This is a genomic window from Aquiflexum gelatinilyticum (genome assembly GCF_024741135.1).
In the GTDB taxonomy this organism is placed as follows: domain Bacteria; phylum Bacteroidota; class Bacteroidia; order Cytophagales; family Cyclobacteriaceae; genus Cognataquiflexum; species Cognataquiflexum gelatinilyticum.
This window is the reverse complement of sequence record NZ_JANSUY010000004.1, coordinates 70,510-86,387: the sequence shown is the minus strand read 5'-3', so window position 1 is coordinate 86,387 and position 15,878 is coordinate 70,510. Positions and strand designations below refer to the sequence as shown.

Annotated in this window: 8 protein-coding genes; 3 read left to right on the top strand and 5 right to left on the bottom strand. The window is 39.1% G+C overall.

Translation table 11 applies throughout. The annotated features are described in order from the left end of the window. Positions 1–15 precede the first annotated feature (15 nt). A complete protein-coding gene (locus tag NU887_RS08190) occupies positions 16–384 on the bottom strand; it encodes a hypothetical protein (protein ID WP_258422873.1) in 369 nt (122 codons plus the stop codon). 86 nt (positions 385–470) lie between these two features. Next, a complete protein-coding gene (locus NU887_RS08185; RefSeq protein WP_258422872.1) occupies positions 471–1,595 on the bottom strand; it encodes a sugar phosphate isomerase/epimerase family protein in 1,125 nt (374 codons plus the stop codon). Positions 1,596–1,733: 138 nt separating this feature from the next. Here NU887_RS08185 and NU887_RS08180 point away from each other — a divergent pair, with 138 nt between their 5' ends. Next, entirely contained in the window at positions 1,734–2,891 is a 1,158-nt protein-coding gene (locus NU887_RS08180; protein WP_258422871.1) for a PQQ-dependent sugar dehydrogenase, read from the top strand. 483 nt (positions 2,892–3,374) lie between these two features. Here the strand turns inward: NU887_RS08180 and NU887_RS08175 are convergent, their stop codons facing one another. The 3 genes from NU887_RS08175 to NU887_RS08165 all read right to left on the bottom strand — a co-directional run bounded on the left by NU887_RS08175 (position 3,375) and on the right by NU887_RS08165 (position 10,297). Then, positions 3,375–5,528: a hypothetical protein gene (locus NU887_RS08175; protein ID WP_258422870.1), complete on the bottom strand. Its 2,154-nt coding sequence runs from the start codon at positions 5,526–5,528 to the stop codon at positions 3,375–3,377. A 156-nt stretch (positions 5,529–5,684) separates the two neighbouring features. Then, a complete protein-coding gene (locus tag NU887_RS08170) occupies positions 5,685–7,205 on the bottom strand; it encodes a RagB/SusD family nutrient uptake outer membrane protein (protein ID WP_258422869.1) in 1,521 nt (506 codons plus the stop codon). Positions 7,206–7,234: 29 nt separating this feature from the next. Next, a complete protein-coding gene (locus tag NU887_RS08165; RefSeq protein WP_258422868.1) occupies positions 7,235–10,297 on the bottom strand; it encodes a SusC/RagA family TonB-linked outer membrane protein in 3,063 nt (1,020 codons plus the stop codon). 842 nt (positions 10,298–11,139) lie between these two features. Here NU887_RS08165 and NU887_RS08160 point away from each other — a divergent pair. Together NU887_RS08160 and NU887_RS08155 are read left to right on the top strand one after the other, a co-directional pair. Continuing rightward, entirely contained in the window at positions 11,140–12,165 is a 1,026-nt protein-coding gene (locus NU887_RS08160; RefSeq protein WP_258422867.1) for a LacI family DNA-binding transcriptional regulator, read from the top strand. A 169-nt stretch (positions 12,166–12,334) separates the two neighbouring features. Then, positions 12,335–15,871 (top strand): VCBS repeat-containing protein, encoded by a 3,537-nt coding sequence (locus NU887_RS08155; RefSeq protein WP_258422866.1) that lies wholly within the window; start codon positions 12,335–12,337, stop codon positions 15,869–15,871. Positions 15,872–15,878 lie beyond the last annotated feature (7 nt).

Sequence of the window (15,878 nt, the reverse complement as noted above, 5' to 3'; positions counted from 1 at the left end):
TATCTATTGAATTGGCTACAAATTTCTCGTTTCAATAAGCTTTACTAGTGTTGAATCCTCAACTTTAAATGGATAAATAAAAACTTTGACCACTTCAATTTTACTTTCTTCACTTAAATCCTTCCAATTATCAATGTTTGCAATATGATTGGAAATCACATTCAAATATGCTGGGATTGATTCAATATTAACCCATTCCTTAGAATATGGAATATGGATTTCTTCGTAATATTTATGAAGTGATTCGGATATCTTTCTATATAATTCACCAATAATTGGACTACCTGCTAAATATCTGCTTTCATAATCTTTAGATTGATACTTTACAAATTCTAAAGCTTTTAATAAAGCTAAAAGCTCTTTCTCATTTTCTATTGATATCATTTTAAATTAATTATATGGATAGCCTTATAAAACAAGGTTTGAAGTTCAATTGATGCGGCTGTGGACTGTGGACAATCGACTATGGACTACTTCAATCTATCCATACTCACCACCGGAATATCCTTATTCCCCATATGCTTCAATGGCTTGATCTCTGACTTTGGGTATTCAAATCCATTGTCGGACAATTCCCAAAGCAAAGGCGCCAAATTCTGCACCGCAGCTTTGCAGCCTTGGACAATAGCTCCCATTTTTCCTGTTTGCTTGGACAATTTGGCCTCATTCTCGATTTCAAATGGTCCTGAAAAACCTTTTTCCTTCAGGATATTGACAAAGGCTCTCCAATCCATGCTATCCCCCAACCCAAAACCAGGTAAAGTCGCCTCGTAATGGTGTCTGTCCCATTCATTTTGACTAGATGGGATTCCTGCTTTTGCCGCCCATTCGGGTTTGACCCGTTGCATGGGGTACATATTTCCCCAAAATGGATCTGAATTGTTTCTCGTCGACTTCACATGGATGCGTTTTAGCCTTGACATATCGGTATGTCTGATCACTTCCAAAGGATCGGTATGCTGCCAGACATCATGCGAAGGGTCATAGATTTCCCCGTGGTTTTTGCTTGGGATCAGGTCGTACATGATTTTCCTGGCCGCTAGGACTCCTGTCAGGTTGTTGTATGTCGTGGAGTAACCTGAAGAGCGCCAACCTTCCATGGGACAGTTTTCATATAAGACGGTGACGCCAAGGTCTTCCGCATATTTGATGATGGGAGTGAAAACCTTTTGGTATTCTTCGAGATTTTTCTCGTAACCATTTTCTTGGATGCCCAATTCATGGTTGTAACCCACAAAAGTTCCCACTTTCACATCATTCTCATCTCCGCCCATCAGGTAAGCCATCCGGATCAGTTTCAGCAGGTGGTTTTGGTTTTTTACCTTGTGAAAAGGATCTCCGCCAATCAGGTTTTCAAAAGCACCGATGGAAAGCCGAAGTCCGGCGGCATTGAACTTGTCGATCATCTTACTGGCAGCCTCGGGATCGAAGTTTTCATAATCCATATGAGTTGCCACAAAGTCATCCCTAGTACCGTCTTTTCTGAAAACACAGACATCCAATCCCTGAACTCCGATTTCGGTTGCTTTGGTGATGGTTTGATCCAAATCCAATTGGTCAAAAGCGGAAGTCATGATCCAAATCTGATTGCTCATAGTAGTAGTTTTTTTTAAAGATAAATACCCTGTTTTGGTTTTAAAAGCCAAATCCTGCCAATGCCGTCCGCTTATCAAATCGAAAAAACATTTTCAGGGATAATTGCTTAATTTTGAGGATAATCTACTCACCAAAAAATGAAAACACTTAAGAACTTATCTTTTATTTTGGGAGGAAGCCTTATTTTGGGTTTTTCTTCCTGTTCCAATAATACACAACCTGAAGAAAAAGTTGAGCCTAGTCCCTATGCAGTGGTGACTGAAAAACTTACCATCCAGGTCGATACCCTTTTCACAGAATTTGAAAACCCATGGGGCATGACATGGCTTCCTGATGGAAGAATGTTGGTGACCGAAAAGAAAGGTGAAATCCTGATTTTCAAAGATGATAAATTTACCGGAGAGAAATTAACAGGAGTTCCTGAGGTAAGTACTGTCAATCAAGCCGGCCTTTTAGATATAAAGGCTCATCCAAAGTATGATGAAAACGGTTGGATATACATGTCTTATGCTAAAAAGCAAGGCAAAGGAGAAGTCTTAGTCATCGCAAGAGCAAAACTGAACGGTAATGCATTGGAAGGATTGGAAGAGGTCTTTGTCTGTGGACCTGAGTGGGAAGGCGGTAGACACTTTGGTTCAAGGATAGTCTTTGACAATGACGGCTATTTGTATTTCTCCAATGGAGACAAAGGGTCAAGACCTGCCAACGCACAGGAATTGGACAATGACCACGGAAAAATCCACAGAATCTATGATGATGGCAGAATTCCGGAAGACAATCCATTTGTCAATACTCCGGGAGCTTCTCCTTCGATCTGGACTTACGGAAACAGAAATCCACAAGGCATGATTTATGACAAGGCCAACAACCGTCTTTGGGCTGTCGAACATGGACCAAAAGGTGGTGACGAATTGAACCTGATCGAAAAAGGCAAAAACTACGGTTGGCCGGTCATCTCTTACGGGATCAATTATGACGGAACCATCCTGACTGAATTGACCGAGAAAGAGGGCATGGAACAGCCTGTAACCTATTGGGTGCCTTCCATTGCAACATGTGGATTGGCGATTGTGACTTCAGACAGGTATCCTGAGTGGAAAGGAAACATATTGGTAGGAGGTCTTGCGGGAATGCAGATTGCAAGAGTTGAATTGGACGGCACTAAATATGTTGGTCAGGAGACATTGTTGAAAGACATCGGACGTGTAAGGCAAGTGTCTGAAAGTCCTGATGGTTATATTTATGCAGTGACTGAGGCAACAGGCCTCATGGTGAAGCTGATTCCTCAGCGATAATAAGACATTTTGTATATAATAAGCCCTGTCAGATTAAATGATGACAGGGCTTTTTAGATTCTTTTAAGGTAGGTCTTCAGGCTAATTCCAGCTTTTTTCAATCCTTCATTTATTGGACTAGTTTTGGTAAGGCCCTCGGTTAGTGCCTCCACTAACCGTAGGAACCATTTTCCAACCTTTTTCCTTCGTATTTCAAAGTTGACTTTCCTCAGGCCACCTTTTTTAAATTTAATTCTTAGTATCAAACCATCCTAACCTGCTTCTCAAATCCACTTTAAACCTGTTTTAAAGTAGGAGCAAAGCCGTACCAAAGTAGTAGCAAAGTAATACCAAAGTAGTACCAAAGTAAGGGATAGTGCGAGCTTACCCCCCCCCTGATATTCCTATATAGTGTATTTTAATACTGATTCTCTTGTTATTATCAATTTTTCCGACGGAATTCTTATCCAAATAAATATTTCCTATTAACCAATAACCCCAAACCTACGGGATCTTAACAACCGCCGATTTTCCGATTTCAATATCATGAGCCACCTCATCCCTGATCAATGCCCAATGGAATAGGTTATTGTCATTCCTATCGTGACTGCTGCCATTGTAATGGGCGAGGGGCATATCTTTGTATATCGGTCTGGAAATAGCAATGATTTTGTCCCAATACTCAAGGGCATTGGTAAAGGAGGTTACAGCTTCAGCCTGATGATTCGCTCCAAGACCTTCCCGGTAGGATTGTAGCGAAATTGATCCTTTAATTTTCTCTGCCAAGTGTAGCCCAAGATTCGCCCAGATTTTTATATCCGCCAATTCATACATCAAAGAATTGTTGTCTTTGGTTGAAATCTCCTTGATAAGTTCCAATGCCTTTATGCAATCACTTTCCAACATCTCTACCAAAACCGTAGGGGTGATTTTCTCCTTCCCAAATTCCTTTCCTGATTTCTTGGCTAAAACATAATCTTTGACAGACACATAATCGGGATCGAGCGTGGGCTGATTGATCAGGATATCGGCGGAAATATAATTGGTGCTGTCACCGACCAAGGCCATCAATCCTTCTCCATAGAGTGTAAAATCCCATCTTGAATCATAAAGAGAACCGATTTTCATTTGAGTGGAGGAAGCCAAAGACATTGCTTCCAATAATTTATCCCCATCCACTCCATATTTATTGGTATAGGTAGCTGCAAAAACTTCATCAGGAGTTTCTGGATTGTACAGCAACCTTCCCCATATTTTGTAAAAAAGCCATTGTCTCTGAAAAGCAAAATCCCAATCAACCGGACCTTCTACAGCTGTAAAATAATCTTTGGCGGGGATATAAGTTTCTGAACCCACAAAATAGCCACCAACATAAGACTGGCTATTCAGGGCAATATGGTCTCTGACAAATTGTGGAACTCCCCATCTCAAAGCAAAGAAATCCTCATTCCTTGCAGTATAGGTAATCTTATAGCCTTCCGGCAAGGGATTGTAAAAAGTGTCAAACATTTCTCCACCGTGAACTTTGACAAGCTTGGGAGTGGAATGGGCATGTGACCAGTTATACTTCAGGTCTGCCCAAATCGGACCATCTATAAAATCCAGCTTGGCTTCTTTTTCAATCGCCTTACGTGTCAGTCTTTCCAGATCTACACTGGTTGCCCCAAGAGATTCCGTAGTACTTGAAAAGGGAATACGGTGTACCAATTTGGACGGTCTTCCGGCCAATCGCATGCCCTCAATATAAGTATCAAACATCCAATCTTCACGTTGCTGAGGAGTCATTCCTGCCATCCCTTCGCCGAGAGTCAATCCAAATCCTGTCAGTTCCGGGTATTCCTGCAGGACTTGCGTGACACTTTCTCTTGTGTATCTTTTTACCAATTCTGAAGTATCGCCTGGTACGTAATAATTTGGATAAACATTCTTTTGGGCATTATTGTGCGCATTGGCAAACTCGTGGCTGACAAAAATATTGAAAGGGATAATATAGGTTTCTATCGCCCTATCCTTTGCCATTTTGAAAATTGATTTATGCAGCTTTTTCCATTCCTCCATTTCTTTGGGAGAAAAGGGACTTGCCTCTGGAAAATTCTTTGCCTGAATCATAAACACAAAAGGGTGTAGGTTCCAGATTGAAAGCGAATTGAACCGGTTTTCTACCATCATATCCAAAAACGCTTCCCAATATTTTACGTCCTTCAAGGTTTCAGTGTGTAGGTCAAGGGCTGAACTAGGCCTGTATGAATACCAGGAGGTATTGTGTTTTATTGCCCTTAAGGGAAAATGTGGTTTTTCGGTTTTATACTCTATTTCTTTCAGGGATGATCCATTTCTCAAAGATTCCGTCAAGGAAAGCGTCCCATATATCATCCCTCTAGCATCACTGCCTAAAACGGAAATTTTATTCCCTTCTCTTTTGATCTCAAATGATTCAGGGCCATTTGCTGAAGGTGCAATTCCTATGTTGATAAGGTAATGGTAATCCTTTGGTGAAGTAGTCAAGGTGTACTTTTTAGACGAAAATTCAAAGCTTAGTTTATCTGCGGCATAATTTGCTTCAGCAGAGGATTTGTCAAAAAGGAGATAAACCGATTGGCTATAAGTTTCTGATATAAAAAGTAAAGCCAAAAGGAAAGTGATCAAAGTAGGTTTCATAGGGTTCTATTTAGTATTATCCGAATCTATTCATTTAAAATATTTCGTAAAATGGGTTTTCCAAACACGGTAACAAAAGCCGGGAAATTTGAAAGATTTCAAAAAACAAAAAGCCCGGCTTTATAGTCGGGCTTTTCAATATTAATAGGGATGAGATTAATATCCGGGATTCTGATCTGCATTGGTTAAAGCAGAGTTATTGTCGATTTCACTTAATGGGATAGGAAGTTTATCAAAACGGACATTCCAGTTTGGAATAGGCTCACTCGATAATAAATTCTGTCTTCTCCATCTTCTGATATCTTTGTTCCTTATTTGTTCACCGGCTAATTCTACCCTTCTTTCATGTTGAATTGCTCTAAACATCTCAATCTTGCTACTTGTAGGATATTGGGCCGTTGGATATGGAGGCATTGCTACATCAGCTCTTGCTCTAACCTGATTAATATATGGCAATGCAGCGGAAGGACCTGAAAGTTCATTTTCAACTTCAGCCATCATTAACAAAACATCAGCATATCGGATTGCCCTGAAGTTGATACCGGATTGGGTATTTTCTGCACCTCTTTTATAAATCATCTGGTATTTTCTCCAGCTTGCTCTTTCGGTATCTCCTTGGACTTTATCTACAGTCAATACCTCAGATCCACCATTAAAAGGATCCCCAATTCTAAAGAAATTATAACTGATTCTTGGATCGTCTTTGGCTGCTCCATTTGCAACCCTTTCATAATCATTAAAAAGAGGCAAGCTTGGAATTACATTCCTCCACGCTGTTGGACCATATTCCTGACCTCTAAATGTTACCTCAGCGATTCCATTACCGTTTCCATTCCAAGCTCCCGCAGTCCCAAAGGCTTCTGAGAATTGGATTTCCCATACGGATTCAGAATTGTTCTCGTTTTCTTCTTCAAAATTATCCAAATACCTATCTACAAGGCTATATTGGTTGGAAGAAACGATTTCCAGTAAGAATGGCCTAGCAGCTGAGTAATTTCCTCTAAACATATGAGCTTTAGCGGCAAGAGCTTGTGCTGCACCTTTTGATGCTCTTCCCGAATCAGAACCGGTATAAGCACTTCTTAACGGTAATCTATTAATAGCCTCAGTAAGGTCAGCAAATAGGACAGCATAGACCTCATCTTCAGAGGCTCTAGGATTGCCGTCAGGAGATTCTGCGGTATTTAACATTAACGGAATTCCACCCCATTGGGTAACCAATTCGTAATGTGCCAACGCCCTAAGGAAATAAGCCTCACCAATAACCCTGCTTCTAAGGTCCTCTGTGATTTCTTCTGTAGCCTTATCAGCATTTTCTAAAACAAGATTGGCTCTATGAATGACTCTGTACCATCCTCTCCAATTTGCTTCAACCAATGGGTTAGAACCATCGAATACATGATTTAGAACCTGAGCCCTTGCGGCTTCTAATTGTGGTCCACCTGTGTCACAATCATCTGACAATAAATCCTGTAAAAAGAAATATTCTCGGTTGTAGAGATTGTTAGCTTGGAGTCCTGCATATACCGAATTAATAGCAGCCACCAATTGAGGACCTGTCCTGTAGAATGTCTCAGACCCCAATTGATTTGGATTTGTAGGACTCAATCTATCCTCGTCACAGGAGTTAAATCCTACCAAAATAATAATTAATGTAAGAATAAATCTCGTTTTCATATTCTTAAGCTTTTGATTTTGAGACATAATTAAAATGTAAACTGTATACCACCTATGAATGTTCTTGCGGCCGGGAACTGACCATAGTCAATACCTGTACCCAGTGATGTGTTGATACCTGTTCTAACCGCAATTTCAGGATCATATCCGCTATATTTGGTAAAGGTTAGTGGATTTTGAGTTAAGAAATATATCCTCAACCGGCTTACATAACCATTTGTAATAGTATTAAGTGTGGCAGTTGGAATCGTATAACCGATGATAATATTTTTTACCCTCATGTAGGATCCGTCTTCCACAAACCTAGAACTTGCCCTTGCATTTCTGTTTGGATCTCCGGATACAGCCCTAGGTACGTTTGTATTGGTATTATTTGGAGTCCACCTGTCCAATACAACAGTGGAGGCATTGAACAATCTAGTCATTCCTTCGGTGTGAAACCTCAGGTTATTGAAAATTTCATTCCCCTGAACTCCTTGTAGGAACATGGTAAAGTCAAAATTCTTATAACTTCCATTGAAATTGACACCATAAGTGAAATCAGGGAGATAATGTCCAAGGTTAGTTCTGTCATTTGCATTTATGATACCATCATTATTGATGTCTCTAAACTTGATGTCACCCGCAGCGGCATTTGGTTGTGCTGATGTACTTTCGCCAGTTTGGTAGATTCCATCTGCAATCCATCCGTAAAAATAAGCGATAGGTTGTCCCTCCTCTGTAAATGTATAAGGATCACCATTGAATGCAGGTCCGAAAATTGTATTTCCCGATCCAAGGGAAACCAGCTCATTGTTCACAAAACCCATATTTCCATCTATTGAGAATTGAAAATCGCCTGTATATTTTCTATAGCCTAAAGTGAATTCCAATCCATTATTTCTCACAGTACCCACGTTAGCAACAGGAGCGCCGTCAAATCCCAAAGAAGGAGGGATAGGAACACCTAGAATCATACCTTCCGTTTTATTGTCAAAATATTCAAAAGAAAGATTAAACCTGTCATTGAATAATCCCAAATCCATACCGATGTTTTTCATGATAGTACTTTCCCATCTCAGGTCAGCGTTTGCTAGAGAGCTGATAGTACTTCCTCCTTGGAGGCTTCCATTAAAATTATAAAAAAGGTTACTATCAATTGTACCTTGGTATACATAATCACCGATTCTATCATTTCCTGTTTCCCCATAACTCGCTCTGATTTTCAAATCACTGATCGCAGTTAAGGATTGCATGAATGTTTCCTGACTCAATCTCCATCCTACCGAAACAGATGGAAATGTCCCCCATTTGTTACCCGGTCCAAATCTTGATCCACCATCTCTTCTAACAGAAGCACTGAAAAGGTACTTTTGATCATAATCATAGTTGATTCTTCCAATGTAAGAGATCAATGCATAATCTGTTTGGCTTCCTGAAGTAACCTGATTTTGAACACCTTGAAGTACACGAACATCATTGGTTAGGTTATTTTGACCGGAACCGCTGAGGTTTGTAGACCTGAATGCTTGCTGTTCGATAACTGCCAAAACATCAAAACTATGTTTATTGATGGTTTTTCCATAGGAAAACTGGTTACTGAATAGCGGAGAAACAAATGTAGATCTGGTCTGGGCAATGGTAGCAAAAGGCTGGTTGTTAAAATCGCCGGCAAAGAACCTTGGAGTGTATTGGTCATTGGTTCCGATTCCAATGTCAATACCTGCAAGGAACCTGTACTTGAATCCTTCAAAAGGCATCACATCTATGTAAGCTGTTCCAAGAATTTTAAAATCTTGCTGCCTATTGGTTCTTAATTCTGCATTCAATACAGGGTTTTCGGGATCTGAACCGTCAACTCGGTCTGGAGCTCTAAACCCACCTAACCTGGTTTCGTCCCTAACGGGGATATAAGGCACTTGCTTTACAATGTGTTCCAATTGGCTTCTGCCACCGGTAAAGGGCTCGTTGTTTCTATTTGAATAGGCAAAAGTCAAGGTCTGACCGAAACTCACATATTTGTTAATTTTAAAATCTGTATTTGAACGGAAGGAGATCCTTTCAAAATCAGTTCCTTTCATGATACCCTCCTGAGAAAAATAACCCAAAGATACATTATACAAGACACTTTCAGTTCCTCCTGAAATGGCTAGGTTGTGGTCTTGTATAGGGGCAGACCTGAACATCTCCCCTTGCCAATCAGTCTCAACATTAGCGAGATCGCCAAGATTGTCAAATCTTTGAGGAGCAGGCTGGTTTCCGTTTGCCAATAATTCACGGCCAAAAGCAATGTACTGATCACTGTTTAATAGATCAAGTTGTTTCCAAGCTTGTTGTGTACCGTAATAGGAATCCAAAGTTACCTTTGGCTTTCCAATCACCCCTTTTTTGGTAGTGACAAGAATTACCCCATTGGCAGCCCTAGAACCATAAATGGCTGCTGCTGAGGCGTCTTTTAATACCTCAATGGATTCGATATCTGCTGGGTTGATCTGATTCAATCCTCCTGCAGGTACTCCGTCGATTACATAAAGCGGGTCATTGTTACCCACAGTACCGATACCTCTCACCCTTACGATGGGGTCTGTTCCCGGTGCACCTGCATTCGTAACCTGTACACCTGCTGCACGTCCTTGAATGGCAGATGCCAAGTTTGGTACCGGAAGTGCTCTGATAGCCTCGGATCCTACAGAAGAGATAGCCCCGGTTACCTTGGCCCGCTCTTGCGTGCCATATCCAACAACAATGACTTCGGAAAGATTGGACATGTCAGGCTCCATCGTGATAGATAATGTGGTCATGTTGCCCACACGAACTTCTTGCTGCTTGAACCCAATAAAGGAAAAGACCAACACAGCGTCAGAAGAAGGGACTTCAATGGAGAAGTTACCGTCAATGTCTGTGGCAGTGCCTTGGGTTGTTCCTTTGATAAGAACGTTTACTCCGGGCATTGTCTCTGTCCCATCTCCTGATTTGACGGTGCCTTTGACCATAAATGATTGAGCCATGGCACTAAGTGGGAGTAGCAATGATCCCAAAATGAGCAATAAGGCCAGCAACGAATTTGCTTTTTTCGGCGGCCCAAACTTTTTACTGTAAATTTTAATGTACATAGGTTTTAGGGTTTATGTGAATAATTAATTTGATATATGGTATTTTAAAATTGAATGAAAATCAGAAACAAGCATATTTCTCCTTATTGTAAGCTGGTAAAATTTTTGAATTGGAGAAAAAACAATAAAAAGGTTTTGGGAAAAGCCAAACCAAAAAATATGTGTCCAGAGAGATTTTAAAAAAAAGGATTCCATAATCGGTTATTTGGGTACTGTTAATTTTTTGATAATTAAACAAAGAAGCCTTAAACGCTTTATTGTCATGACATTAAATACGTCAAGGATTATCAGTTTTATAAACTTCTAAAAAAATAATTGTTTATGCAACCGATTTCATAAAATATTTTTTTCATGATCAAAAATCATTTTAAAAGCACTGATTGATTCAATTTTATAAATGCTTCTTCTAGTTGAAAAATTAATGGTTTTGAATTTTTACGGAATAATATTTTTTATTTTCTTTAAATTGTGCGTAAAAATGTTTTTTTTCAATGAAATATTTTAAACTTAATGTATAAAGTTGAACATCTGGGTTGTTGTAATTGGATATTATTAAAAAACTTATTTAACTTTATTTAAATTTTTAAATAATTGATGGAAAGTAAAAATTGTAATAAGTAAAAAATTCAACCGATTATATATTATTATTTATATTTATCTTATTTAAATTATATTACAACCGATTTCATAAATTCATTCTATTGGTTAAAAAATTCATCTTCAATCTATTTGTTCTGATATTCCAATATTCCAATTTTTGGAGCATTTACCGGCATTAAGCAATAAACCCAAATAAGCTGTGCTTGATCTTATAGATATGAAAAACTCTCTATAAAACCCAAATGAATAAAGAAACAACAATTTATGATATTGCTAAGGATCTTGGTGTTTCTCCTACTACAGTTAGCAGGGCTCTTAACAACCATCCTGCTGTCAATGAAAATACCAGAAAGAAAATATTTGATGCTGCAAATAAGAGTGGTTACCAATCGAATGTTTTTGCTGCAAACCTTAGAAACAAAAGGACAAAAAAAATAGGTGTGATTGTTCCCCGGCTCAATTCCAGTTTCCAGTCTTCGGTTCTTGCCGGAATGGAAAAGGTTGCCAATGATTCAGGTTTTAATCTAATCATCAGTCAATCCCTAGAATCTTATGAAAAAGAAGTAAGTAATGCATTAACAATGTTCAATAGCCGTGTTGACGGATTACTTGTTTCAATAGCCGGTGATTCCGAAAACATGGACCATTTTACTCCATTTCTGAGAAAAGGAATTCCTTTATTATTTTATGATAGGATTGCTGATTATTCCAATACCGCAGGAATTACAATTGATAATTTTCAAGCTGCATATAATGCCACAAAGCATTTGATAGAACAGGGCTGCAAAAAAATTGTACACGTCCTCCGCTCAACCAAAAACAATGTATATGCGGACAGACTCAGAGGTTATAAATATGCCTTTTTGGAAAATGAAATTCCATTCAATCCGGATTTGGTGATTTTTACAGACCTTATTGAGGAGAAAGGTGAAGAAATTGTAAAACAAATCCTTAAGATGAATCCATTGCCGGATGGACTTTTTGTCTCTAATGATTCTTTTGCCGCAAATTGCATTCGCCATTTAAAGTTGGAAGGTATCAGAATACCTGAGGACATCGCTGTTGTGGGGTTTAACAATGAAGCTATTTCAAGGCTTGTCGAGCCTAACATCACCACGATCAATTATCCAGGCTATGAGATGGGGGAATTAGCTATGAAAAATCTGATCAACCATCTTGAAAATCCCTCTGAAGGGATGTTGCATAACACGAATAAAATTACCTTGAGGTCAGAATTGATAATTCGAGCTTCATCAAAGAAGAAATAAGCTGGGATAATTTAACTGATAGCAATCAAAGTAAGATTGATTTATTCTGGCCATTTAACCAAATTTATATCCTATATAGAATTGGATTTGGGATTGTTGAGGCGTAAAAATTAGATTATTTCTATTTCTTTCTCAAATTTTATTAGTACACGTTTTAAGTTTGAACATCATGAGACTATCATTTTTTTATTTACTAAGTTTTGGCTTTCTGATTTTAAGCTGTTCTCAAAACCCAGAAATAGAAAATAAATTTGAGTTGTTATCTGCCGACTACACCGGGATTGAATTTAATAATAGGATTGATATAGATGAAAGCTTTAACGTTTTGGATTTTGACTACATCTACAATGGTGGAGGAGTAGCGGTTGGAGATTTTAACGGTGACAGCCTCCCTGATATTTTTTTTACGGGGAATATGGTTTCGTCTAAACTTTACCTCAACATGGGAGAATTTAAATTTAAAGATATCACCGAAATAGCGCAGACAAATACAAATTCCTGGACTGAAGGAGTGACGTTGGTCGATATCAATAATGATGGATTATTGGATATTTATGTCAGCGTATCAAACAGGGATAATAGCTTTCCAGATCCAAATCTCCTTTTTGTAAATCAAGGTTTAAATTCAGAAGGCATTCCTTTATTTAAAGAAATGGCTTCTAATTATGGAATAGCAGACAGGGGATATAATACCCAAGCAGCTTTTTTTGATTATGACCGGGATGGGGATTTGGATTTGTATATTTTGTCCAATGCTTTAGAGAGTTTTCAGAGAAACCTATCAAGACCAAAAGAAAAAACAGGGAAAGGAAAAAGCAATGACAAGCTTTACAAAAACAATGGTGATGGTACTTTTATCAATGTAACCACTGAGTCGGGAATATTGATCGAAGGCTATGGATTGGGGCTTGCCATCAGCGACATCAATCAGGACGGATGGCCGGACATTTATATCGCCAATGATTTTATCACCAATGACCTCCTATACATCAATAACCGGGACGGTACTTTTTCAAACCGCATTGGGGATATGATGAATCACCAAAGCTTCAATGCAATGGGGGTAGATGTGGCTGATTTCAATAACGATGCTTTGCCTGATGTGGTGGCTTTGGATATGTTTCCTCCGGATAACCTGAGACAAAAAACCATGTTTGCCCCGACTGAAAACTACGATCTTTATCAGACAAATTTGGATAGGGGTTATGAACCGCAATATGTGAGGAATACCCTTCAGCTTAACCGTGGAAACGGAACATTCAGCGAAATCGGGTTTTTGTCAGGGATATTTCAGACCGACTGGAGTTGGTCTCCACTTTTGGCAGATTTTGATAATGATGGCAACAGGGACTTATTTATAAGCAATGGATATGGAAAGGATGTGACTGACCTTGATTATATCAACTTTACCCAAAATCTTGGACCTTTTACCACACCGGATGAAAGGAGAAAATTATTGATGCAGGGGCTGGAATCTCTGAAAGAAGTCAGGCTACCAAACTACGTGTTCCGAAACAATGCCGACCTTACTTTTGGGGATAAAAGTGAAGAGTGGGGAATTACCCATCCAAGTATCTCCAATGGGGTAGCTTATACCGACTTAGACAATGACGGTGACCTTGATTTGGTAATCAATAATCTCAATGAAACCGCCTTTGTCTATAAAAATACCACAAGGGAAAAACAACCTGAATCAACCAATTACCTTAAAATATCTTTTGAAGGGCCATCCCAAAACAAGAACGGAATCGGTGCAAAAGTGTACCTCAACTTTGCTTCAGGAGATTCACTCACCACCCTATACCATGAACATTACTCTACCCGAGGATATAAATCCTATGTAGAATCAATAGCCCATTTTGGGATTGGTAAGACAAAAACTATAAATGAACTCAAAGTAATATGGCCGGATGGAAAAACCCAGCTGATAAATGACATACCTTCAAATCAAAAAATTACCTTAAACTTTAATGCGGCGGTTGAACCAGAATTAGGCGATGATGAGGTTTACTCCATTCCGGAATTTATCGAAGTCAGCGAGGATTTGGGGATTGATTATTTTCACCATCATATTTCTTACAAAGACTTTAACAGGCAAAGGTTACTCCCCCATAAGCATTCTGAAAATGGCCCCGGGATTGCCGTAGGGGATGTCAATGGCGATGGAATGGAAGATTTTTTTATCGGTGGATCAAAAGACCATCCCGGAGAATTTTTTATTCAAGCAAAAGATGGCCGATTTACCAAGAAAAAACTGGACGACAATTCCCCGTTTGACGATATGGGTTGTCTTTTGTTTGATGCAAATGGTGATGGAAATCTTGACTTGTATGTGGTAAGCGGAGGAAGCAGGTATCAAGAATCATCACCTGAATATCAGGACAGGCTGTATACCAATGATGGTAAAGGAAATTTCAGAATTATTCCGGATTTGATCCCGGATATGGCATTTAGCGGGTCTGTAGTGACAGCGGCAGATTATGATGGAGATGGGGATTTGGATCTTTTTGTTGGTGGGCGAGTCAAGCCAGGGCAATATCCTTTATCTCCAAAATCAGTGATTTTAGAAAACCGAGGAGATAAATTTTCAGATGTAAGTAATTCTTTATTTGCCGGACTTGATTCCTTGGGAATGGTGACAGCAGCACTTTGGACTGATTTTGACTTAGATGGGTTGTTGGATTTGATCGTGGTAGGTGAATGGATGCCAGTCAAATTCCTTAAGCAAAATCGAAAAACAGATGGTGCTATCAAACTACTGGATGTTTCAGCCGATTTTGCACCTCAAAAATCAACAGGATGGTGGAACAGCATCATTTCCGTAGACCTAAATAAAAATGGAAAAAAGGAGTACATTCTCGGAAACCTAGGCCTAAATTCAAGGTGGAAAGCCAATCCTGAACAACCCCTGATTATGATTGCTAAGGATTTTGATGCCAACAAGAGTGTGGATCCAATCATGTTCCAATACCTTCAGAATGGATTTTTTGCTGTTCCCGGGCGAGACATGGTAGTCAGTCAAGTTCCATCTTGGAAAAATCGGTTTCTTGTTTATTCCGAATATGCAAATAGGACACTTAATGATTTTTTCGCTTCTGAAGCTTTGAAAGGTGCACACCGGTACGAAGTGGATTATTTTCAAAGTGCCGTAATGGAAAATAATTTTGGTAATAAATTCTCACTTAAATCCTTACCCGTAGAAGCTCAGTTTGCTCCCCAATACGGAATAATTGCTTTGGATAATTCTATCAGAAAAAATCAATCCCTACTTATGATAGGTAATTTCTACGGTAACGAGACTGTAACCGGAAGGTATGATGCCTCCAAAGGTCTTCAGGTAGAAATAATTAATGGTGAATTGAAGTCCTTGTCCTTAAGAGAAAGTGGATTAGTGGTAAATGGCCAAGGAAGGGCTTTAGCAGTTTTAAGGGATCAAAATGGCAACCCGTTTATCCTTGCAGCCCAACATGGGGACAGTTTGAAGGTATTTAAAAATAGAGAGGTCCAAGCTTACAGACAAGTTATAAAGCTTGGACCTCTTGATTATTTGGCTGAAATCACTTTCAAAGATGGCTCAAAATCCGTCAAAGAATTTTATTATGGAGATGGATATCTTTCCCAATCTTCGAGAATTTTTCCAATTTTGGAAGATTACCAAAAAGTAGAAATTTCAGATTATAAAGGGGGAAAAAGAGTCGTCTTTTGAAATTGAT

Coding starts and splice junctions, on each gene's coding strand:
- NU887_RS08190 (WP_258422873.1), bottom strand. CDS start 384: ATGATATCAATAGAAAATGAGAAAGAGCTTTTAGCTTTATTAAAAGCT.
- NU887_RS08185 (WP_258422872.1), bottom strand. CDS start 1,595: ATGAGCAATCAGATTTGGATCATGACTTCCGCTTTTGACCAATTGGAT.
- NU887_RS08180 (WP_258422871.1), top strand. CDS start 1,734: ATGAAAACACTTAAGAACTTATCTTTTATTTTGGGAGGAAGCCTTATT.
- NU887_RS08175 (WP_258422870.1), bottom strand. CDS start 5,528: ATGAAACCTACTTTGATCACTTTCCTTTTGGCTTTACTTTTTATATCA.
- NU887_RS08170 (WP_258422869.1), bottom strand. CDS start 7,205: ATGAAAACGAGATTTATTCTTACATTAATTATTATTTTGGTAGGATTT.
- NU887_RS08165 (WP_258422868.1), bottom strand. CDS start 10,297: ATGTACATTAAAATTTACAGTAAAAAGTTTGGGCCGCCGAAAAAAGCA.
- NU887_RS08160 (WP_258422867.1), top strand. CDS start 11,140: ATGAATAAAGAAACAACAATTTATGATATTGCTAAGGATCTTGGTGTT.
- NU887_RS08155 (WP_258422866.1), top strand. CDS start 12,335: ATGAGACTATCATTTTTTTATTTACTAAGTTTTGGCTTTCTGATTTTA.